General features: G+C 71.6%; 20 protein-coding genes. 9 read left to right on the plus strand and 11 right to left on the minus strand.

Annotated elements, in window-relative coordinates:
• The first annotated feature begins 75 nt into the window (after positions 1–75).
• Positions 76–465, plus strand: a complete 390-nt coding sequence (locus ACWEOE_RS32075) for a VOC family protein (protein WP_452015769.1) — start codon at positions 76–78, stop codon at positions 463–465.
• A gap of 15 nt (positions 466–480) precedes the next feature.
• Here ACWEOE_RS32075 and ACWEOE_RS32080 read toward each other — a convergent pair whose 3' ends face one another.
• The 4 genes from ACWEOE_RS32080 to ACWEOE_RS32095 form a co-directional block, all read right to left on the minus strand.
• Positions 481–1890, minus strand: a complete 1410-nt coding sequence (locus ACWEOE_RS32080; protein ID WP_452015771.1) for a S28 family serine protease — start codon at positions 1888–1890, stop codon at positions 481–483.
• 118 nt (positions 1891–2008) lie between these two features.
• A complete protein-coding gene (locus ACWEOE_RS32085; RefSeq protein WP_452015773.1) occupies positions 2009–2761 on the minus strand; it encodes an enoyl-CoA hydratase/isomerase family protein in 753 nt (250 codons plus the stop codon).
• 55 nt (positions 2762–2816) lie between these two features.
• The gene (locus tag ACWEOE_RS32090; protein ID WP_452015775.1) at positions 2817–3755 is read right to left on the minus strand and encodes an ABC transporter permease; all 939 of its coding nucleotides are present in this window, start codon (positions 3753–3755) and stop codon (positions 2817–2819) included.
• Complete coding sequence (locus ACWEOE_RS32095) at positions 3752–6640, minus strand: alpha/beta fold hydrolase (protein WP_452015777.1); 2889 nt, start codon at positions 6638–6640, stop codon at positions 3752–3754. The genes ACWEOE_RS32090 and ACWEOE_RS32095 overlap by 4 nt, the downstream gene beginning before the upstream one ends.
• A 333-nt stretch (positions 6641–6973) precedes the next feature.
• On the opposite strand from ACWEOE_RS32095, the gene ACWEOE_RS32100 reads away from it, so the two are divergent.
• Positions 6974–7939 (plus strand): TerC family protein, encoded by a 966-nt coding sequence (locus tag ACWEOE_RS32100; protein ID WP_452015779.1) that lies wholly within the window; start codon positions 6974–6976, stop codon positions 7937–7939.
• Positions 7940–7977: 38 nt separating this feature from the next.
• On the plus strand, positions 7978–9951 hold the full coding sequence (locus ACWEOE_RS32105) for a S9 family peptidase (RefSeq protein ID WP_452015781.1): 1974 nt from the start codon (positions 7978–7980) through the stop codon (positions 9949–9951).
• Between the two features lie 4 nt (positions 9952–9955).
• On the opposite strand, the gene ACWEOE_RS32110 is transcribed toward ACWEOE_RS32105, so the two are convergent.
• The 3 genes from ACWEOE_RS32110 to ACWEOE_RS32120 all read right to left on the minus strand — a co-directional run bounded on the left by ACWEOE_RS32110 (position 9956) and on the right by ACWEOE_RS32120 (position 12608).
• Positions 9956–10612 carry an RES family NAD+ phosphorylase gene (locus ACWEOE_RS32110; protein ID WP_452015783.1) on the minus strand — a complete coding sequence of 219 codons (657 nt, stop codon included), beginning with the start codon at positions 10610–10612 and terminating at the stop codon, positions 9956–9958.
• Between the two features lie 61 nt (positions 10613–10673).
• Positions 10674–11255 (minus strand): DNA-binding protein, encoded by a 582-nt coding sequence (locus ACWEOE_RS32115; protein ID WP_452015785.1) that lies wholly within the window; start codon positions 11253–11255, stop codon positions 10674–10676.
• 372 nt (positions 11256–11627) lie between these two features.
• On the minus strand, positions 11628–12608 hold the full coding sequence (locus tag ACWEOE_RS32120) for a LacI family DNA-binding transcriptional regulator (RefSeq protein ID WP_452015787.1): 981 nt from the start codon (positions 12606–12608) through the stop codon (positions 11628–11630).
• A gap of 106 nt (positions 12609–12714) precedes the next feature.
• Between ACWEOE_RS32120 and ACWEOE_RS32125 the strand changes: the two genes are divergently transcribed.
• Positions 12715–14208 (plus strand): FGGY-family carbohydrate kinase, encoded by a 1494-nt coding sequence (locus ACWEOE_RS32125; RefSeq protein WP_452015789.1) that lies wholly within the window; start codon positions 12715–12717, stop codon positions 14206–14208.
• Here ACWEOE_RS32125 and ACWEOE_RS32130 read toward each other — a convergent pair.
• Positions 14196–14861, minus strand: a complete 666-nt coding sequence (locus ACWEOE_RS32130; protein ID WP_452015791.1) for a helix-turn-helix domain-containing protein — start codon at positions 14859–14861, stop codon at positions 14196–14198. The two genes, ACWEOE_RS32125 and ACWEOE_RS32130, sit on opposite strands and share 13 nt — an antisense overlap.
• 39 nt (positions 14862–14900) lie before the next feature.
• On the opposite strand from ACWEOE_RS32130, the gene ACWEOE_RS32135 reads away from it, so the two are divergent.
• The 4 genes from ACWEOE_RS32135 (at position 14901) to ACWEOE_RS32150 (ending at position 17454) form a co-directional block, all read left to right on the plus strand.
• Entirely contained in the window at positions 14901–15299 is a 399-nt protein-coding gene (locus tag ACWEOE_RS32135; RefSeq protein ID WP_452015793.1) for an NUDIX hydrolase, read from the plus strand.
• 194 nt (positions 15300–15493) lie between these two features.
• On the plus strand, positions 15494–15991 hold the full coding sequence (locus ACWEOE_RS32140; protein ID WP_452015794.1) for an MmpS family transport accessory protein: 498 nt from the start codon (positions 15494–15496) through the stop codon (positions 15989–15991).
• A gap of 231 nt (positions 15992–16222) precedes the next feature.
• Positions 16223–16381, plus strand: coding sequence for a hypothetical protein (locus ACWEOE_RS32145; protein WP_452015796.1), 159 nt, complete (start codon positions 16223–16225; stop codon positions 16379–16381).
• 272 nt (positions 16382–16653) lie between these two features.
• A complete protein-coding gene (locus ACWEOE_RS32150; protein WP_452015798.1) occupies positions 16654–17454 on the plus strand; it encodes an ABC transporter permease in 801 nt (266 codons plus the stop codon).
• Here the strand turns inward: ACWEOE_RS32150 and ACWEOE_RS32155 are convergent.
• Positions 17430–18116, minus strand: a complete 687-nt coding sequence (locus ACWEOE_RS32155) for a histidine phosphatase family protein (protein WP_452015800.1) — start codon at positions 18114–18116, stop codon at positions 17430–17432. The two genes, ACWEOE_RS32150 and ACWEOE_RS32155, sit on opposite strands and share 25 nt — an antisense overlap.
• An 879-nt stretch (positions 18117–18995) precedes the next feature.
• Between ACWEOE_RS32155 and ACWEOE_RS32160 the strand changes: the two genes are divergently transcribed.
• Positions 18996–19214, plus strand: coding sequence for a hypothetical protein (locus ACWEOE_RS32160; RefSeq protein ID WP_452015802.1), 219 nt, complete (start codon positions 18996–18998; stop codon positions 19212–19214).
• 52 nt (positions 19215–19266) lie between these two features.
• Here ACWEOE_RS32160 and ACWEOE_RS32165 read toward each other — a convergent pair whose 3' ends face one another.
• Together ACWEOE_RS32165 and ACWEOE_RS32170 are read right to left on the minus strand one after the other, a co-directional pair.
• A complete protein-coding gene (locus ACWEOE_RS32165) occupies positions 19267–19611 on the minus strand; it encodes a hypothetical protein (RefSeq protein WP_452015804.1) in 345 nt (114 codons plus the stop codon).
• Between the two features lie 31 nt (positions 19612–19642).
• The coding region (locus ACWEOE_RS32170) for an FAD-dependent oxidoreductase (protein ID WP_452015806.1) at positions 19643–20491 on the minus strand (849 nt) is incomplete at its 5' end.

Genomic DNA, 20491 nt, shown 5'->3' on the forward strand with positions numbered 1-20491 from the left:
CGGGCAAGGGGTAGGAGCGGTGCCGGGGCGGGCGTAGGCTCGTGGGCCCTGTCGGCTCGTGGTGAGGAGGTGGCTGTGGGGCGGCCAGTTCACTTTGAGATTCACGCCGGTGATCCGGAGCGGGCGATCGCGTTCTACACCGCGGTGTTCGGGTGGAAGTTCGAACAGTGGGGTGAGGTGCCCTACTGGGTCATCACGACCGGTGAGGGGCCGGGCATCGACGGTGGTCTCGTGCCTCGGCAGGGTGAGGCGCCCGGCGGAGACGCGCCGGTGACGGGCTTCGTGAACACCGTGTCCGTAGCGGACGTCGACATCGCCGTGTCGGACGCGATCCGCGCCGGGGGCACGATGGCTCTGCCGAAGTCCCCGGTTCCGGGAGTCGGGTGGCTGGCGTACTGCAAGGACACCGAGGGAAACGTGTTCGGCATGCTGCAGCCGGATGAGAACGCGCCCGCGCCGTCCTGACGCGGGCGCGCCGTTTCAGAGCCGGGGGCGGTCGGTCATGACCTCGTTGGCGTCGAAGTCCGGGAAGCCGGCCGGGGCGGTCGCCGTGGTCAGGGAGCGGGCCGAGGCCGTCGTGGCCGGCAGGCCGGCCCAGCGGCGGATCGTCGCGGTGGCCTCGGCGGACTGGGCGGCGGGCAGCTGGGCGATGTTCGAGCCGTGGTTGCCGCCCGGGACAAAGTAGCGGTAGGAGTCCTTGCTGCCGTAGCCGAGGGTGAAGGGTTCGGCGCCCCAGGGGTCGTTGGAGCCGTAGACGAAGAGCAGCCGGCTGCCGTGCGACTTCACCCAGAAGTCGATGTCGGGCATGGCCAGGAAGTCGAAGCGGGGGAGTTTCACCGAGGCGGGCACGAAGGTCGACGGGACGTCGGTGCCGGGGTAGCGCAGCAGGTCGCGCAGGTAGCCGTCGTAGGCCTCGGGCGAGCCGAGCTGCACCGCCGCCTGGTAGTAGTAGGGCACGTAGGGCTCGAGCTCCTGGTCGGAGTACGTGTTGAGGCTCTCGACCTGCTCGAACCACGCCCACACGTCCGCCGCGGGGGCGCCGGGGGCGGGGATCGCCGCGCAGGCCGACGCCGGCTGGTACTGCCAGAAGGCGAAGTACGAGTCGATCACCGAGATCTCCAGCGACTCGTCGATCGAGCCCACCGTGGTGAACGTGTAGCCCTTGCGGGCGGCGTCGGCCTGGGCCAGGGCGCCGAGTTCGTCGCGGCGCTTCAGGGCGTCGCGCTGCAGCGCCTTGAGCGAAGCGCGGCACGACGGGTCGCCGACGTTCGCCAGGAAGCGGTTGTAGGTGTCGATCGGGTCGATGACGTCGTTGGGCGCGACGTACGGGATCGTGCCGTTGACGTCGTCGGGAAAGAAGCGCCGGAAGTACGTGGCGGTCATGCCGCCCTTGCTGCCGCCGGTGGCGAGCCACTTGCCCGGGTAGATCTTCTTGAACGCCTGCACGGCGGCGTGCTCGTCGGCCGCGGCCTGCCAGATCGTGAGGTCGTGGGACCAGTTCGCGGGCTGCGGCCGCGAAGGCGTGAAGAAGCGGTACTCCATCGAAAGCTGGTTGCCGTCGACGATCCGCGTCGGTTCGGAGCGGCTCGGTGACAGGGAGACGTTGTAGCCACTGGTGAACGCGACCGTCGGCGCGGAGAAGTCGCGGTGCAGCAGCGTGTAGCGCTGCTCGAACTTCGGCCCGTCCGGGTGGCGGTGGTCGGCCGGCTGCGTGAACGTGAGCTCGAAGAACCGGTAGCCGGTGGGCGCCGGATCCTCCTTCACGACGGTCAGGCCGGGGATCGTGGCCAGTGCGGCCGTGATGTCGCCGGCGCCGGCCGCGCTCGCGACGGGCGTGAGCCCCACGGCCGCCAGCACGGCGGTGGACAAGACGGTGAGCAGCCTGCGCACGCGGTTCCCCTCGACGACCCGGAGATCAACTTCGGGGATCCTCACAGAACCGCGTGCACCCGGCAAGGCGCGCCATCCGGACGGGCGCCGACTTCCGTAGGGGTGCGGGTTCGAGACCTCAGGCCTTCAGCACCCGGTCCACATAGGACTTCACGGCCGCGAGCGCCTGCTCGGACCGCCACATTCGCTCCACGTGCCCGTCGTCGGAGGCGCGGTTCTCCGCGATCCGTTCGTGGTAGGGCTGGCGCAGCTGGGCCTTGGTGTGCGCGAACGCGTCGGCCGGCAGCTCACCCAGGCGGGCGGCGAGCTCGCGGGCACGCCCGAGGACCTCTTCGGGGGCCAGCACCTCGTCGACCAGGCTGCGGCGGAAAGCGTCTTCGACGGTGAGCGTGGCGCCGCTGTACATGAGCACCGCCAGCGGATTCGTGCCGTACGCGCAGCGCAGGATCTCGGTCGCGGCGAGCGGGAACGGCACACCCACGAGCAGCTCGGTCACGCCGATGCGCGCGGGACCGGCGGCGGCCACGCGGTGGTCACACGCCGCGGCGAGCACCATCCCGCCCGCGATGGCGTGCCCGTTGACCGCGGCCACGAGCGGGTGCGGGAACCCGAAGGCCGCCAGCAGCGCGTCGGAGAGCGCGGGCAGGAACTCGGAGACGTAGGCCGGCCCGCCGGCGTCGACGCTCAACAGGTCGACGCCCGCCGAGAACATGTCGCCCGATCCGGTGAGCACCGTGGCCTTCGCGGCGTCGGCGGCCTCTTCGAGCTTGAACACGAGCTCGCGGCAGAGCGCGGTGTCGAGGGTGTTGCCGCGCCCGTGCTCGAGCGTGAGCACGGCGATGTCGTCTTCGACTGCGAGGTGGACGGTCACGGGAGCAGACGTTACCGGCGTCCGGCCGCCCGCGCGGGGCGGCCGGACGCGCGGCTCAGCTCGTCACGTCCTTCGTCGCGAAGCGGCGTCCGGCCAGCAGCAGGAACACCGTGGCGTAGATGAGCGACGACAACACGCCGCTCGCCATGTTCGACCAGTCGATGTCGGTGGAGATCAGGTCGATCCAGGCGAACGAGTAGTGCGTGGGCAGGTAGTTGCGCAGCCCTTCGAGCGCCGTGATCTGGTCGAGGATCTGCGACAGGATCGCCACCAGCACGGTGCCGCCGACCGCGCCCAGTGGCGCCTCCGTCGACACGCTCAGCAGTAGTGCCAGCCCGGCGACCCAGGCCAGCTGCACCACGATGTACACAGTGGACAGCAGGAGCGCGATCATGCTGTCGCCGAAGGAGACCGCATCGCCCGTGGGGCTGATCGCAGCACCCGCGCCGTACCAGATCACGCCCACCAGCAGCGACACCAGCGGCAGCAGCACCAGTGCCGCGGCCGACAGCAGACCCGACACGATCGCCTTCTGCCGCAGCAGCCGGTGCCGGGGCACAGGGATCGCCAGCAGGTACTTCAGGCTCGACCACGAAGACTCGCTCGCGATCGTGTCGCCGAAGAACAACGCCACGATCATCGGCAGCAGGAACGTGCCGGACACGAACAGCGCGAGCACCACGAAGTTCGGCGCGCTCGCCGTCGCGAGGTCCACGAACCCGCCCGAGCGGCGGTTGGGGTTCGACTGCCCGACCTCGAACGCGATCACCAGGATGAACGGCAGGATCGCCACGAACCCCAGCACGAGCTGGGTGCGCCGCCGCCGGAACTGCCGCTTCAGCTCCACGCCGAGACGCAGCGTGCGCTCGGCGCGGTAGCCCGCGACGGCGCCGTCCGGGCCGACCTCCGCCTGCTCGGCCGTCGCCAGCTCGCTCAGCTCCCGCAGGGCGGCGGGGTCGGTGTGGACCCCACCGGAACCGTTGGTGTCACTCATGAGTTGTCTCCGACCAGCTGCAGGAACGCGTCTTCCAGCCGGCGCCGGGGGCCGGCTTGCTCCACCGCGACACCCGCGCGCACGAGTGCCGCCACCACGTCGGCGCGGGGCATGCCGTCGAGGTTCGCGTGCACGAGGTCACCCTCGACGTCGATGTCCGTGACGCCGCCGAGGCCCTTGAGCGCCGCCGCGGCCGCCGCCGGGTCGCCCACGCGGAACGTCGCCTCGCCGCTCGCGGCCGCCAGCTCGCCGACCTCGCCCGAGGCCACGAGCGTGCCGCGGTGCATCACGACCACGTGCGAACAGGTCTGCTCGACCTCGGCCAGCAGGTGGCTCGAGACGACAACCGTGCGCCCCGTGGCGGCGTAGCGCTGCAGGACCTCGCGCATCTGGTGGATCTGGGGCGGGTCGAGCCCGTTGGTGGGTTCGTCGAGCACCATCAGCTCCGGCAGGCCGAGCATCGCCTGCGCGATGGCGAGGCGCTGGCGCATGCCCTGGCTGTAGTTCTTCACGCGCCGGTTCACCGCGTCGCCCAGCCCCGCGATCTCGAGCGCCTCGGTGAAGTGCGCCTTCTCCGCCGGCCGGCCGGTCGCGGCCCAGTACAGCTCGAGGTTCGCCTTGCCCGACAGGTGCGGCAGGAACCCGGAACCCTCCACGAACGACCCGATGCGCGAGAGCACCGGTGCACCCGGGGTGATCTTGTGGCCGAACACGCGGATCTCGCCCGCGGTTGGCGAGATCAGGCCCATCAGCATGCGCAGGGTCGTCGTCTTGCCCGCGCCGTTGGGGCCGAGCAGGCCCAGCACCTGGCCCGGTTCCACGCGGAAGGACAGGTCCTTCACGGCCACGAAGCCGCCCGCGTACTGCTTGCGCAGCCCGGTGATCACGAGCGGGGTGCCGGCCAGGTCCGGGTCGAAGTCGTGCGCGCGCCGCCGGCGGATCGCGGCGAACACCAGCGCGGCGATGCCCACGAGCAGCGTCACGCCGATGCCGATCAGCTGGCCCTTGGGCGCCGGCGTGCCCACCGACGTCCCGGCCACCACCGGTACGGCGAGCGACGCACCGCCTGAGGCGAGGCCGATGCGGAACACGCCCGGCGCGGTCGGCGTCGAGTACGCCTGGTCGGTGGTGCCGACCACGAGCCGCAGCGCGTGCCCGGCCTCGATCGGCCGCACGATGCCCGGCAGGGTCACGGTCACGTCCACGGGCGTGCCGTTCGCCGGGAGGTTCTCGACGCGGAACGGCGCGACGGCATTGGCGGGCAGCACCCGCGTGCCGTCGGGACCCACGTCGTAGAGCTTCGCGAACAGGACCGCCTCGGGCAGCGGGTGCGCCGGGTCGGCCGCGATCTGCAACCGCACGGTGCTGGACCCCGCCAGGAGAACCTGGCTGTCGAACGGCGCCGTGCGGAACTGCGCCGCCTGGCCCGGCGGGTCGGTGCTGAACAACGGCGCCAGCCGCGAGGAGTTCCCCGCCAGCCCGTTGAGGCCGGGAATGCCGCTGACCGCCGCGGGGTTGGCGCCCGCGGGCCGCACCGCCGGCTGCGGGGGACCGGTGAGCGCGACCTGGCGGCGCTCGGTGCCCGCGCCGGTGAGGCCGGGATACGCGTCGGCGCTGACCGTGCGCACGGACGGCGCGCCGTTGGCCCGGAGCGTGCCCTGCACGTCGTAGCTGAAGCCGGTGCCCGGGTCGCCGTCGCCGGTCACTGCCGACCACAGGAAGTCGCCGATCTTCGTGCGCAGCTGAGGGCCGGGGACGCCGCCGTCGTGGCCGCCGGTGTACCAGATCGTGCGCACCTTGCCGCCCGCCGCGCTGATCTGGCGCGCGGTGGCGTCGGACTGGTCCAGACCGAAGAGCGTGTCGCTCTCGCCCTGCACGAGCAGCGTCGGCACGGTGATCTTGTCCGTGACCGACACCGGCGACACGCGGTGCAACAGCGCGACGGTCTGCGCGCTCACCTTGCCGGTGGTCGCCAGCTCCGTGTACGCCTGGCAGACCTGGGCCGTGAAGCGGCCGCACGGGTCGGCGGCGAGCGCCTGCCCCGGCGACACCTGGCCGGCGGACGGCGCGAGGGCCGTCTGCGGGTCCGTGCCGCCCCCGCCGGTGCCGCCGACCGAGCCGCCGTTGTCGTCGGTCTCCTGCCCGGGTTCGGGGGCCTCGGCCGACGAGGACGACCCCGCGGACGGCGCGCCCGAGCCCGAGGAGAAGAAGATGCCCGCCCAGCTCTTCTTGAACACGCCGTCGGGCGCGAACTGGCCGGCCGCCGGGGTCTTCGCCGCGGGCGGGGTGGTGGCGCCGGCGTTGGGGATCAGGCCCTGCGCGAGGTCGTTGTAGGTGATCACCGGGGCGACGGCGGCCACGCGCTTGTCGGTGCCGGCGAGCAGCAGCGAAAGCGCCCCGCCGTACGACGCACCGGTCACGGCGATCTCGGGCGCACCGCCCGCGCGCGTGGCGACGTCGTGGCTCGCGACCAGGTGGTCGATGAGCCGGCTCGCGTCGGCGACCTCGGCGTCCGGGTCGTTGAGGCCGATCTTCCCGGTGCTGCGGCCGAAGCCGCGCGCCGACCAGGTCAGCACCACGAACCCGCGCTCGGCCAGCTCGCGGGCCTGCGGGTCGACGCTGGACTTGTCCCCGCCGAACCCGTGGGCCAGCAGCACGGCGGGGGCGGGGGTCTGTTCGGGGTAGTAGGTGGTGGTGTCGATGCGGACCTGCTCGGCCGAGCCGGGCGCGGCCGGCATCGACAGGAAGGCGTCCTGGGTCCGGACCGGCGCGGCGTGCGAGCCGCCCGTGGTCCAGACGGCCACAACGGCGGCGACCACCACCACGACCGCGGCCAGCGCGGTCAGCCGGGAGCCGCGTGTGCGCGGCAACGGGATTCGGGGCACGTGCTGACGTTATGGGAGCTTCGCTGAGAGTCGCGCGCGGGGCTCACACGGATCAGACATCTTTTTCACGAGAGTCGGGTGATCTTCGACAGCGGTGACGGAGGTAACACCGTCGGTTCGGTGACGCGGGCAACCTCCGCTGGCGTTCGCGAGCGGTAACCGGCAAACTGGACGCGCTGTGAGGGGAGTATTCCTTCGCGGCGGTGTCGTCAGCACGGCGTCCTCGTCACATTCGGTGGCGTGGCCCCCGGCACCGTCGGCCGGTTGAAAGGAACCGGCGGAAGAGACCTCCGGTTAGTTGCTGCTGCACACTATCCGGAGGTTTGTCCTGTGATGACCGTTCCCCTGTGGTTGTGGATCGCCACGGTCGGCGGCCTGCTGGCCCTGATCGCCCTCGATCTCGTGATCGTCGACCACAAGCCCCACGCGATCAAGCCGGCCGAGGCCGCCCGCTGGGTGATCTTCTACGTCGCGTGTGCGGTGCTGTTCGGGATCGGCGTCTGGGTGTTCGCCGGGCACGATCCGGGCGTCGAGTTCTTCACCGGGTACATCACCGAGTACTCGCTGAGCGTCGACAACCTGTTCATCTTCATGATCATCATGGCGTCGTTCAAGGTGCCGGCGATCCACCAGCACCGCGTGCTGCTCGTGGGCATCCTGCTGGCGCTGGCGATGCGCAGTGTGTTCATCGCCGTGGGCGCCGCGCTGATCGCGCAGTTCGTGTGGATCTTCTTCCTCTTCGGCTCGGTGCTGATCTGGACCGCGATCAGCATGCTGCGCAAGAAGGACGAGGACGAGGAGTACCACGAGAACGGCGTGACCCGGTTCGTGCGCAAGCTCTTCCCGGTCACCGACGACTTCCACGGCCACAAGTACACGGTCAAGGTCGACGGCAAGCGGATGATCACGCCGATGCTCGTGGTGATCGTCGCGATCGGCTCGGCCGACCTGCTGTTCGCGGTGGACTCGATTCCGGCCATCTTCGGGATCACCCAGGAGGCCTTCCTGGTGTTCACGGCCAACGCGTTCGCGCTGATGGGCTTGCGCCAGCTGTACTTCCTGCTGGGTGGGCTCGTCGAGAAGCTCGTGTACCTGTCCTACGGTCTCGCGGTGATCCTCGCGTTCATCGGCGCGAAGCTGTTCCTGCACGCGTTGCACGAGTACCACGTGGCACCCGATTGGCTGGACATCAACAACTGGGTCTCCCTCGGGGTGATCGTGGTCGTGCTGTCGATCACCACCGTGGCGAGTCTCCTCAAGGCGAAAAAGGACGAGCGGGCGAGCGTCGCGGCCGAATAAGTCTTTCGCTTTGCTAATGATCCGGTACGGTCGTCGGCATGCGACCTGCCGACATCGAAGCCCTCGTCGTTCCCGGCCGTCCCGCACTCCGGGGTGACCTGCTCCTGACCGCGGTCAAGAACCCCGACCTCGAGTCCAACTCCCACCACAGCGCGCTGCGGCGGGTCGGCCTCGGGGGCGGGGAGACCTCCTGGACCCACGGCCCGCGCGACGCGGCCCCGGCGATTTCGCCCGACGGGCGCTGGGTCGCGTTCCTGCGGGCCGGGGAGGGCGACGGGGCCGACGGCAGTGCCCAGGTGCACGTGATGCCGGCCGCGGGCGGCGAGGCCAAGCGGCTGACGTCGCTGCACCTGGGTGCCGACGCGCCGGTGTGGGCACCGGACTCGCGGCGGCTCGCGTTCACCGCGCGCCTGCCCGAGGCGGGCCGCTACGGCACCGAGGACGCCGACGGCGAGACGCCGGACCCGGGTGCCGAGGCGCCGCGCCGGATCACGCGCTTCGACTACCGCATCGACGACATCGGCTTCCTGCGCGACCGCGTGAAGCGGCTCTTCGTGCTCGACGCCGTCGCTCTTCTGGACACCGCCGCGCCGGCCGCGGCGAAGCTGCCCGAGCTCGAGCCGATCTCCCCGGACGCCTACGACGTCGACCATCCCGTGTGGACCCCCGACGGCGAGCGCGTGGTCGTGGTGGTGCCGCAGGACTTCGACCGCGTGGAGACGCACTACAGCGACCTGGTCGCGTTCCCGGCCGGCGGCGGCGCGCCCGAGATCGTGGTGAGCTGCCACGGTTACGCGGAGCAGCCCGTGTTCGGCCCCGACGGCACGCTGTTCTTCTACGGTCTGTCCTACGAGGACGATCATCGCGAGGCCTGCAACACCGGCCTCTACGCCGCCACGATCGGCACCGGCGGCCCCGCGAAGGCGCGCCGGCTGACCGACATCGAGACCGTCGACCTCGAGAGCGGTTCGGGTCCCGCCGTGCCGGTGGACGGCGAGGTGCTGGTGGCCGTGCGCAACCGCGGCGCCGTGGAGCTGCGTGCGGTCGCCGCGACCGCGGACGCCGCCGTGCTCGCCGACCTGCGTGTGCTGCACGACGGCCACGTGGTGGTCCGCGGGTTCGCCGCCGACGGCGACACGATCGTCGCGGTGGTCGCGACACCGGAGACCTCGGGTGACGTCGTCGTGCTCGGCGCCGGTGGCCCGCGGGTGCTCACCGATTACTCGAAGCCGTTGCGGGACAAGGGCTTGCGACCCGTCGAGGAGCTCACCACGACCTCGCCCGACGGTTATCCCGTGCACGGCTGGCTCGTGCTGCCCGAGGGCGACGGCCCGCACCCGGTGCTGCGGGTCGTGCACGGCGGGCCGTTCGCGCAGCAGGACTGGGCGCTGTTCGACGAGGCGCAGGTGTACGCGGCGGCCGGTTACGCCGTGGTGCTCGGCAACCCGCGTGGTTCCGCGGGCTACGGGCAGAGCCACGGCCGCGCCATCACCTTCGGCTTCGGCACGGTCGACGTCGACGACGTGCTCGCGCTGCTGGACAAGGCGCTGGAGCGGCCCGACCTCGACTCGTCGCGCGTGGGCATCATGGGTGGTTCCTACGGCGGGTTCATGACGAGCTGGGTCGCCTCGCACCACCCGGAGCGGTTCAAGGCGGCGTGGAGCGAGCGGGCCGTGAACGCGTGGGACTCGATGCTCGGCAGCTCCGACATCGGCTACACGTTCGTCGACGACTACATCGGCACCGACCCGGAGGTGCTGCGCGACCGCAGCCCGCTGACGTACGCGGCCGACATCACCATCCCGTTCGCGGTGGTGCACTCCGAACAGGACTGGCGCTGCCCGTTGGAGCAGGCGCAGCGGATGTTCGTGGCGCTGCGGCGCGCGGGTGCCGATGCGGAGTTCCTGCTGTTCCCGGGCGAGGGCCACGAGCTGTCACGGTCGGGTCGGCCGCGCCACCGCGTGCAGCGCTTCGACGCGATCCTCGAGTGGTGGTCGCGCCACCTGGCCTGAGGGCTCAGTTGAGGAGCGTGTAGTTCAGCTCTTCGCAGACCCGGCCGAGCGGGACGTCGAGCCCCGGGTGGTCCAGCGGCAGCAGGACATCCGGGGCGATCGGCAGCGCGGCGCCCGCCGGCGGGTCCCACAGGCATACTGCCGGGTCGCCGGAGTCCATCGACGAGCGGTACCAGAGCCCGTCGAGCTCGGGCAGCGCGGTGCGGATCGCGCGGGCCCAGGCCTGGGTGATCTTCTTGGGGCCGCTGGAGATCTCCTGTGACGCGCCCACGCGCGTGGGCCACAAGCCGGTGAGGTCGAGCAGCCGCAACGACCGCGTGGGGCGCACGACCACGAGCCGCGGTCCGCGTGTCTTGCGGTCGACGGTGGAGCTGGTCTGGAACACCTCGGCGACGCTCGTGCGCACAGTCAGGCCGAAGTAGAGCACGCCGTTGGCCTGGTCGGTCACCGGCTGGCCGCCGCGGCCGGGCGGCTGCTGGTCGAACCGGCCGTGGGGGAGCGGGCCGGTGTAGCGGAACGAGTTCCACTGCTGCGGGTGGTTGCCGTGCGCGGTGAAGATGCGGACCAGTCTGGTCTCGGGCTGGACCGCCACCACGTCGTGGGCGCGGTCCAGTTCCTTGACCAGCACGGATCTCGCGGGCGGCAGGGGGAGCCGGGCCATGCGTCGGGAGTCGTCCGTCCTGTGTCGGTGATCTTGGTCGCCGGGTCGGCGTCGGGTCAGCCTAGAACGGCGAGCCGAGCGTGGCGACGAGGCGCGCGACCTGTTCGGGATCTCCACCCGAGAGGAGCCACTGGCGCGGCGTCGCGGGCCGCTCGCCGATGACGAGGTCGTCCTGCGGGGTGTTCATGAACGCGGCCACGACGAGCGCGGGCTGGTCGGCCGGGACCGCGCGCAGCACCACCTCGAGCCCCGGCAGCACGCCCGAGCCGTTGAACTGCCACGACGGCAGCCGCCACCCCTGGTCCTTCCAGCCCGTGAGCCGGCCTTCCTTGAGGCGGTGGCGGATGCGGCTGTCGTCGACCTGCAGCGTCTTCGCCGCCTGGGTCACCGTGAGCGCCGAATCGGCGAGCACGGCGTGGGCGGCCACGGTGCGCGCGCGGAAGTCGGGCTCGTCGTCGCCGCGGGGTGTCAGGTCCAGGCCCACGTCGGCCAGCGCGGCCTGCTGGTCGGCCGAGAAGTAGTGCGACGGATCCGGGTTCGGTGGCGACAGCCGGCGCGCCGCGTCCTCCACGAGCGTGAGGAACTCTGTGGCATCGGCCTTGAGCCCCGCCTTGGCGAGCACGTTCTCCAGCGCGACTGACATGCGCCCAGCCTAGCCTGCGTGTGCGGGTTCGTGCGGTTCGACACCGGATCGGTGGACGAATTCACCAGAGATCGACACGCAGTGCACAGAAACCGACACGAGGCGTAGGAATTTTCAGCCAGTCTGCCCGGGCGGGCGGCGGCTTGTCCAGGCTTTTGTGCCCTTGACACTCCGCCGTGGCGCCTTTACGTTCGGTTGGTAATCGATTTCCCGCCTCGTGCTGTTGCGGGCTCCGGTGGCCACGGCCACCGGTGCTGGGGGGACAGGGGGTGGGACGTGCCTGGCGGGCCGGTGCTGCCGGTCCACCAGGCACGTCGTTTTCCGGGCTCTTTCCGTGCCACTGCGGGCCTCGAGCGGGATCGCTGACGCCCGTCAGCGGCGCGAACTCTGCCGTTCGATCAGCCGGGCTTCCAGCGTTGTCGTGGTCGGGCGGCGCGTGCTGTCGGTGATGCGGGCCAGCAGGAGCTGCGCCGCGACGCGGCCGACTTCGTAGGCGGGCTGTGCGACGACCGTCAGCGGCGGATCGATGAGCGTGGTCCAGGGGGCGTCGTCGAAGGAGACGATGCCGATGTCGCGGCCGGGGCGGGCGCCGCGGGCCGCGAGGATCTCCAGGACGCCGATGGTCATGGTGCTGTTGGCCACGAGCAGTGCGTCCGGCGGATCGGGCAGGTCGAGCAGTTCGGTGGTGGCCAGGCGCGCGCCCTCGGCGCGGTATTCGGCGCGGCGGAACAGAGCGTTGTCTTCACCCACGGCCTCGAGGTACCCGGCGAGGCGGTCGTCGGCCGTGCGGACGCCGGCGGGCCCGGTGAGGCAGCCGACGCGGCGGTAGCCGCCCGCCAAGAGGTGGCGGGTCGCGTCGCGGGCGGCGCGGCGGGTGTCCACGAGAACCTGGTCGCCGTCCGGGCCGCCGTCGAGCGGGCGGTCGACGGCGACCACCGGGGTGCCCTGGCGGCGCAGGCGGTCGACGTTCGTGGAGCGGCTCGTGGGGGAGAGCACGACACCCGCGACGCGTTCCTGCAGTGCGACGTCGATGTAGCGGCGTTCCTTGTCCTCGTTCTCGTCGGAGTTGCACAGCACCACCGAGTACCCCGACACCTGCGCGAGGTCCTCGACACCGCGCGCGATCGCCGTGAAGAACGGGTTCTCGACGTCGGAGATGATCAGCGCCAGCACGGCCGTCTCCTGGCGGCGCAGGTTCCGGGCCAGGCCGTTGGGGTGGTAGCCCAGCTCCTCGGCGGCCGCCACCACCCGCGCGGCGAGCTCGGGGTCCACAGTGGACTTGCCGTTGAGGGCCCGGGACACCGTGGCGGTGGAGACGCCGGCGCGCGCGGCGACGTCGCTGATCGTGGCCACCGTGACCTCCTCCGGCCGTCCTTGACACCCTCGTCCCCGGAAGAATAGCGTCCGGAGTAATCGTTTACCGCCCGCATCCGGAAGTCTGCGCACCAGGGGAGTCGCGGTGGAACCGGGGCTGCTGCTCGGCATCGACATCGGCACGGCCAGTTCGAAAGGCGTCCTCGTCGGTGCCGACGGGACCATACTGGCCCGCGCCACCCGGGCTCACACCACCTCCCGGCCGCGGCCCGGCTGGTTCGAGCACGACGCCGAAACGGTGTGGTGGGCCGACTTCACGGAGCTGGTCCGCGAGCTCGTCGCCGCGGCAAGGGATCGGCCGCTCGCCGGGCTGGCCGTGAGCGGCATCGGCCCCGTGCTGCTGCCCGCCGACGCGACCGGCCGGCCCCTGCGCCCGGCGATCCTCTACGGCGTCGACACGCGTGCGGGTGCGGAGATCGCCGAGCTGACCGCGGAGCTGGGGGAAGCGTCCATTGTGGAGCGTTCCGGCAGCGCGCTGTCGAGCCAGGCCGTGGGTCCCAAGTGGCGGTGGCTGTTCCGGCACGAGCCCGAGGTGGCCGAGCGCGCGGAGCTGTTCCTCATGGCGAGCTCGTACCTCGTGCTGAGGCTGACCGGCGAGTACGTGCTCGACCACCATTCGGCGAGCCAGTGCGACCCGATGTACGACCTGCTCGCCGGCGAGTGGGCGCGGGACTGGGCCGGGCTGGTCGCGCCGGGTGTCGAGCTGCCGCGGCTGGCGTGGCCGACCGAGGTCGCCGGCACGGTGACCGCCGCGGCGGCCGCGGAAACCGGGCTGCCCGCGGGGCTGCCCGTCACGTGCGGCACGGTCGACGCGTGGGCCGAGGCGGCGAGCGCCGGCGTGCAGGCGCCCGGCGACACGATGCTGATGTACGGCACCACGATGTTCCTCGTGCAGACCGCCGCCGAGCCGCGACCGGTGCCGGGCCTGTGGGCCACGCGCGGCGCGTTCCCCGGGACGTTTTCGCTGGCCGCCGGGATGGCCACCTCCGGTGCGATCACCGACTGGCTGCGTGACCTCGTCGGTGGCGAGTTCGCCGACCTCGTCCGCGAGGCGGGGGAGGTGCCCGCCGGCAGCCGCGGGCTGCTGATGCTGCCCTACTTCGCCGGCGAACGCACACCGGTGCCGGACCCGGCCGCACGCGGGGTGATCGCCGGGCTGACGCTGGCGCACACGCGAGGCGACCTCTACCGCGCGGCACTCGAAGCCACCGCCCACGGCGTGCGGCACAACCTGGGGACCATGGGTTCCGCCGAAGGCCGCCGGTTGGTCGCCGTCGGCGGCGGCACGCAGGGTGGGGTGTGGACGCAGATCGTGAGCGACGTGACGCGCGCCGAGCAGCACGTGCCCACCGAGACGATCGGCGCCGCGTTCGGCGACGCGCTGCTGGCCGCCATCGCCGTGGGCCTCGAGCCCGACGTCGACGCCTGGAACCCGATCGCCACCGTGGTGCGTCCCGACCCGGCCCGCGCCGACGTCTACGACGAGTTCCACGCCCGCTACCGCGCGCTGTACCCCGCGACGGCGGACATCGCGCACTTCCTGGCCGCACAGCAGGAACGTGCGGCTCAGGCGAAGTAGGTGCTCGCCGTCAGCCCGGTCAGCGCCCGGCACTCGCGTGACAGGTGGGCCTGGTCGGCGTACCCGGCGCTCGCGGCGAGACCGGCCAGCCCGGGTACGTGCGGCGCCAGGGCGATCGCACGTTGCAGCCGGAGCACCCGGAGGTAGGTGGCGGGGCCGTACCCGACGGCGACGGTGAAGCGCCGGCGCAGCTGCCGCTCGCCGACGGCCGAGGCCGGGGTGCCCACGCGGGCCGGCGCGGTGTGCAGGTGGGACAGCAGTTCGGCCACGGCCGGGTCGGGTTCGCCCGGCTGCCCCGCGACGACGTCGATGAGGCTGCGCGCGCCGCTGAGCACAGCGTCGGTGAGCAGCTCGCCGCGGCGGCCCCACACCTCGGCCAGCGGCAACCGGCGGTCGCGCAGCTCGTCGGCCGCCACGCCGAGCACCGCGGGCGCGGCCCCCGGGTGAAACCGCAGGCCGCTCAGCGCGGCGCCGGACGAGGTGACCGACGACCACGCCTGGGTGTCGGGCCCCGCGACGAACACCTCGCCGTCGCCCGCGACGAGGTCGACGCAGCCGTCGGGCACGATCCGCTGCGGGCCCACCGGGACCGACCGCCACAGGCAGCGGACCACGGCGCGCACCGGCTGCGGCGCGGCCGACTCCGTGTACACCGTGACGATTCTCCTCTCCGGGTACGACAGAATGCGACCGTGACCCCGTTCGACGCGCTGGCCTGGATCCACGTCCGCGACCGGCGGCTGCTCTCGGTGCGGACGCGGGGCAAGGCGAAGTTCTCCCTGCCGGGCGGCAAGCGCGAACCGGGCGAAGGCGACGTCGCCGGCCTGTGCCGCGAGATCCGCGAAGAGCTCGGCGTGGAGCTCGATCCGCTGACCTTCCGGTTTTTCGCGCTGCTCGACGAGCAGGCCGACGGGTTCGCCGACGGCCGCCGCGTGCGCATGACCTGCTACACCGCCGACCACGCGGGCGAGCCGGCCCCGGCCGCCGAGATCGCCGAATCGGCGTGGCTGGGCTCGGCCGGCGCCGCCGCGTGCCCACCCGCCGGGCAGCGGGTGCTGAGGATGCTCACCGAACGGGGGCTCGTGGATTGACTCTCCGTGACCGGCTATCGCGACGGTGTTATGGGCATCGTCCGTGGTGACCACACCGGGCCCCTGCCGGCAGGGGCACCCGAAAGGGTGAAGTTTCACCAACTTCGTGAGGTTGGCTAACGCCGCGTGACGCAGTGACGAGAACCAGGCAACGTACTCATCGGAAGTGCGCTCGACCGAGAGAAGACCTCTCCATGAGTGTTCCTGCCGCGACCCCTCCGGCCTCGCCGCCGGGCGCGGGTGGTCCGGGTCGGCTCAAGCCGCTCGGCAGCGTGGTCGTCGTGGTCGGCGTGGTCGCCGTCGCGATCGCCGTGGCCTCGTACGTCACGCCCAAGGCGGCGCCGTCGGCCGGTGACCCCGGCCAGGTGTCGCCGAGCCAGGTCGCCCAGGCCGAGCCCGTGGCCGTGCAGAACGTCACCCGCACCATTGTCTACTCGCTGGAGGGCGAGGGCGGCGCCCGCAACCTCACCTACGTCGCGGCCGACGCGGGCCTCGAACAGCAGGCCGAGGTCGCCACGCCGTGGTCGGTCACCGTCACGCGCACCGCGCCCGCCGGCGAGGCCGAGTTCGCGAGCCTCGCCGTGCAGAGCGCCGGGCCCGGTCGGCTGACCTGCCGCATCACCGTGGACGGCGCCGTCGTCGCCGAGAGGTCCGTGTCCGGGGAGGGTGTGCAGCTCGCCTGTTCGGCGTGAGCCGTTGCCGGGCTGTGGTTTTGTCTTCCGTGGGCTGTTGCTGAGGCGTGCCCGCGCTGGCGGTGCTCGCGTTGGTGGGGGTGGGGGTGGTCCGCTTCGGCGGTCTACGGGGAGGGTCGGGCGGTGCTGCTCGCGCCGGTGCGCGCGGTTGTGTGCAGCTCTTGTGTTCGGCGTGAGCGGGGCCGGGCTGGTTCGTCTCCGGTGGGCCGGTCCTGGGTCCGGATCGCGGGCGTGAACGCAACGATCGGGTTCGGGCCCGCGCTGGTGATCGTGCTGGTGGTGTTCACGTGGGCGAGCTCCGGGGTGGTCCGCTCCGGGGGGCTGGGGCAGGGCCGGGCGGTGCTGCTCGCCGCGGTGCGCGGGGTCGCGCAGCTCGCCTGTTCGGCGTGAGCCGGGCCGGGCTGTAGTTCGTCTCCCGTGGGCCGGTGCTGAGGCGGGATCGCGGGCGTGGACGCATCGATCGGGTTCGGACCCGCGCTGGTGGTCGTCGTGGTAGTGCTCACGATGGTGGGGCGTGGGTGGTCCGCTTCGGCGGGCTGGGGGAGGGCCGGGCGCAGCTGCTCACGCCGGTACGCGCGGTCGCGCAGCTCGCTTGTTCGGCGTGAGCGGGGTCGGGCTGTGACTCGCCTCCGGTGGGCCGCTCCTGAGGCAGGATCGCGGGCGTGAACGGAACGATCGGGTTCGGGCCCGCGCTGGTGATCGTGCTGGTAGTGCTCACGGTGGCGGGGGGCGGGGTTGTCCGCTTCGGCGGGCTGGGGCAGGGCCGGGCGGTGCTGCTCGCCGCGGTGCGCGCGGTGGCGCAGCTCGCCCTCGTGTCCGCGGTGATCACGGTGATCCTGCGGTCGGGGTGGCTGACCGGGTTGTTCGTGCTGCTGATGTTCGCCATCGCCGTGGTCACGGCGGCCTCGCGCATCGGCGTGCCGCGCCGTGCCGGCTGGGTCGCGCTGGCGCTTTCGTCGGGCGTCGCGCCCGTCCTGGCCCTCGTGCTCGCCTCGGGGGTCGTCCCGCCGCGGCCGATCACCGTCGTGCCCATCGCGGGCATCGTGATCGGCGGGACGATGACGGCGACCTCGCAGGCGGCGCGCCGCGCGCTCGACGAGCTGGCCCAGCGCCACGGCGAGTACGAAGCCGCGCTGGCGCTGGGTTTCCTGCCGCGCCCGGCCGCGCTGGAGATCTGCCGGCCCTCGGCCGGGCAGGCCCTGATCCCGGCGCTCGACCAGACGCGCACGGTGGGCCTCGTGACGCTGCCGGGCGCGTACGTGGGCCTGCTGCTCGGCGGTGCGGGCCCGATCCAGGCCGGCATCGCCCAGGTGCTGGTGCTGATCGCGCTGCTGGCCGCCGAGTCCGTGGCCGTGCTCGCGACGGTGCAGCTCGTCGCGGCGGACCTCATCCGCCGCGACGAGCCGGTGCGCCGCTGGTGGAGCTCCGCTCGGCCGCGTCAGCCGAGCGGGGTCGCCAGGTGAGCGGTGTCGTTGAACCGCCGCACGAGCCACCGGTCCCCGTGCACCACGAGGTGGGAGATGGATCCGTTGTCGGCGCCCAGGAACGCGAACCGGTCGACGGCGCGGCTCGCCTGTGCGAGCACCTCGCCGATCACGCCACCGTGGGTGAACACCGCGACCCGGCGGTCGGGGTTCGCCGCGGCGATCCGGGTGAGCGCGCCGCGGATGCGGATGCCGAACGCCTCGTCGGACTCCGCGCCCGGGATCACCTCCCAGCGCTGCTCGGCCCAGAGCCGGTCGACGATCGGGTGGCCTTCGGTGGTGTATTGCCGGAAGAGCCCGTTTTCCCAGTCGCCCAGGTGGATCTCGCGCAGCTCCGGCACGACCGTGGGCGTGAGGCCGAGCTTCTCGGCGAGCGGCGCGGCGGTCTGCACCGTGCGCCGGAGCGTGGTCACGTAGAGCGCTTCGATGCGCTCGTCCGCGAGGCGCTCGCCCACGCGCAGGGCGTGGTCCCGGCCCTCGGGGGCGAGGTCGGGGTCGGCCTGGCCGTCGACGAGGTCGAACGGTGCGCTGATCCGCGCGGGCGCGGATTCCCCGTGGCGCACCAGGAAGATCTCGGTCGCCCCGGGCGGCGAGCTGAAACGGTGCTGGCGGTACTCGACTTCCTGCTCGGGCGTGCTCATGGCCCCGACCCTAGTGCCGCGTCACGCAACGTCGGGTGGGTAATCCGGGCGGTGGATCTTCGAGTTGAGGGCGAAGTGACGCTTCGGGTGGCAATGGTGGTTGTGCCAGCGGACATAGCCGGCGATCGCGGCGTCCTGAGCAGCGTGGGATGGGTAGTGGCTGCCATCGAGGCTGAAGTAGCGCAGCGCTGTGACCTCGCACTCGATCCAGTTCAGCCACGATGACGCCCGTCTATGGTCTCGCCGACCGAGTGGCGGTCGTTCGAACTGATCAGGCGCAGGGCAGTGACGTAACTACGCAGCGAAGCGCATGGGCAGTTACCGATGCAGTGGCGTGCCGGCGCGTGGTGCGCTGGTTGCGATGGATCGGCAAGGTGCTCGACGCGGTCGCCACTGTGGGCCGGGGATCGCGTCTTCCGCGCGCGGCCACGGTTTCTCCGATCGAGAGGTGGCCTTTATGGCGAACGCCGGCTCGGAAAAACGTGTCGCGGAGATCGTGCGCGGTCCGGACACCAGGAGGACTTCACGACGCCTCTCGCGGAGATTTCACCCGTGTTCCATCGGGAACTCGGCGCTCGGGTCGAATCCGTCGCGGCCGAACGGACCCACGGTGGAACCGGTCCCGTGGGGACAACCGACCGTGTCGTGGTGCTCGGTGCGGGCAGTCCCCACTTACCCGGTCGTCGATTTGGCCCGCGGCCGGCTCGGAGCAACGAGTGTGGCGTTGCGATCGAGTGCGACGCTCGCGACGCTGGAGGCGACAAAGTTCTCTGATCCTTCGGACGCGCGGACCTCGTGCGACTGAAGGAAGCAATCACTGGTCGGGGTGCTCACGACGCCTTCGGATACAGTGCCGGCTCACACCAATGAGGAGAGAACATGAATGCAAAAGAAGGCGACAAGGGCGTGGGTTCCGCCGGTGAGACCGGAACCGGAGTGTCCTTCCGATCGGCCGGCGAGTTGGCGCTCGCCATGCGGCGGGCTGAAGCCGCCCACGGAGAACACGAACGCAAGACGGGCGTAGCGGATCCCGACTGGCCCGAATGGTACGCCCGCTACATGGTCGCCGAGCAGAACGGCACGGAGCTGCCGGATTGAGCCGTGGTGCTGCCCGGTCCCCGGTCGTGGACGGGGGCCGGGCAGCGGTGGTTCAAACGGTGGCGGAAATCAGTCGGTTCGGTAGCGCCCGTCGAAGACAGACCCCCGCCGCGCTCGGTGAACCTGAGGCCGGTGTTTTGCCGTTGTCGACCAGCCAGTGAAGGTCGAAGCAGGCTCGATGGGTGGGCGGCCAGAACGAGCAGAACCGACCGTCGTCGTCCACGTACCACTCGCCTTCCGAGAGACGACCGCGGTCGACGTTGGTGGTCGATCCGCCGGGCTCGAAGACCTGTGTGGAACCGTCGTCGTAAGCGAACCGCCCAGCCGTCAGGGCGTCCGCGATGTGCTTGGATTCGACCGGGTCGCCGTTGGCGACGGTGAGGGTTTCCACCCTCATGGCGTCCTCCCAGAGTGCGGTGCGTAGGTGTTCAGGATGCTTCGTCGCTGCGGACGACGGCGCCGAGAACGTCGTTGAAGGCTTCGGTCGAGGACGGGTGGGTGTAGATGGCGCCGCGTAGCTGGCTCGCCGTGACGCCGTGGCGCATCGCGACTGCGACGGTGTTGATCAGCTCCTGGGAGTCGACGCTGAGCAGCGCAGCGCCGAGGATCTCGTCGGTGTCGAGGTCGATCACGAACTTCATCACTCCCCGGGTCTCTTCGACCACGTAGGCGCGCGGCATGGCGACGATCTCGGCGACCGGCTGGCTTGCGACCTTGATCCGGTACCCGGCCGCCCGGGCCTCCGCTTCCGTGAGCCCGACGTTCGCCAGCGGCGGCGTCATGAAGAGCGTGCGGGGGATGGCAATGCGGTCGGTGGTCGCTCGTTTTCCTTCGCCCAGGAGCTGGTCCACCACAATCCGGCCGTCGTCGACCGAGACGTAGGTGAACTGCGGACCGCCGTTGACGTCGCCGACTGCGAAGATGTGCGGCTGGCTGGTCCGCAGGTACTCGTCGACCTCGATCGCACCTCGTGCTGTGGTCCTGACACCTGCCGCGCCCAGACCGAGGCCTTCAGTCACGGGCCGGCGTCCGGCAGCCGCGAGCACCGCATCGGCGGCCAGGGTGTGCTCCCGGCCGTCGTGCATGAACCGCACGGTGGCTCCATCCGGGCCGTCGGAGATCTCCGTGACGTTGGCGCCGGTCACGATATCGATGCCCTCGTCGACCAGGATCTTCTCCGCAACGGCCTGGATGTCGTCGTCTTCGTGGTCCAGGATCCGTGAAGACGACTCGAACAGGGTGACCTTCGAGCCGAACTGCCGGTAGATCGCGGCGAA

It is taken from the genome of Amycolatopsis sp. NPDC004368 (assembly GCF_053602515.1).

Bases quoted from the DNA above. Each gene is read 5' to 3' on its own strand.
- ACWEOE_RS32090 (WP_452015775.1), bottom strand. From the start codon at position 3,755: ATGAGTGACACCAACGGTTCCGGTGGGGTCCACACCGACCCCGCCGCC.
- ACWEOE_RS32100 (WP_452015779.1), top strand. From the start codon at position 6,974: ATGACCGTTCCCCTGTGGTTGTGGATCGCCACGGTCGGCGGCCTGCTG.
- ACWEOE_RS32105 (WP_452015781.1), top strand. From the start codon at position 7,978: ATGCGACCTGCCGACATCGAAGCCCTCGTCGTTCCCGGCCGTCCCGCA.
- ACWEOE_RS32110 (WP_452015783.1), bottom strand. From the start codon at position 10,612: ATGGCCCGGCTCCCCCTGCCGCCCGCGAGATCCGTGCTGGTCAAGGAA.
- ACWEOE_RS32115 (WP_452015785.1), bottom strand. From the start codon at position 11,255: ATGTCAGTCGCGCTGGAGAACGTGCTCGCCAAGGCGGGGCTCAAGGCC.
- ACWEOE_RS32140 (WP_452015794.1), top strand. From the start codon at position 15,494: ATGAGTGTTCCTGCCGCGACCCCTCCGGCCTCGCCGCCGGGCGCGGGT.
- ACWEOE_RS32155 (WP_452015800.1), bottom strand. From the start codon at position 18,116: ATGAGCACGCCCGAGCAGGAAGTCGAGTACCGCCAGCACCGTTTCAGC.
- ACWEOE_RS32160 (WP_452015802.1), top strand. From the start codon at position 18,996: ATGAATGCAAAAGAAGGCGACAAGGGCGTGGGTTCCGCCGGTGAGACC.
- ACWEOE_RS32165 (WP_452015804.1), bottom strand. From the start codon at position 19,611: ATGAGGGTGGAAACCCTCACCGTCGCCAACGGCGACCCGGTCGAATCC.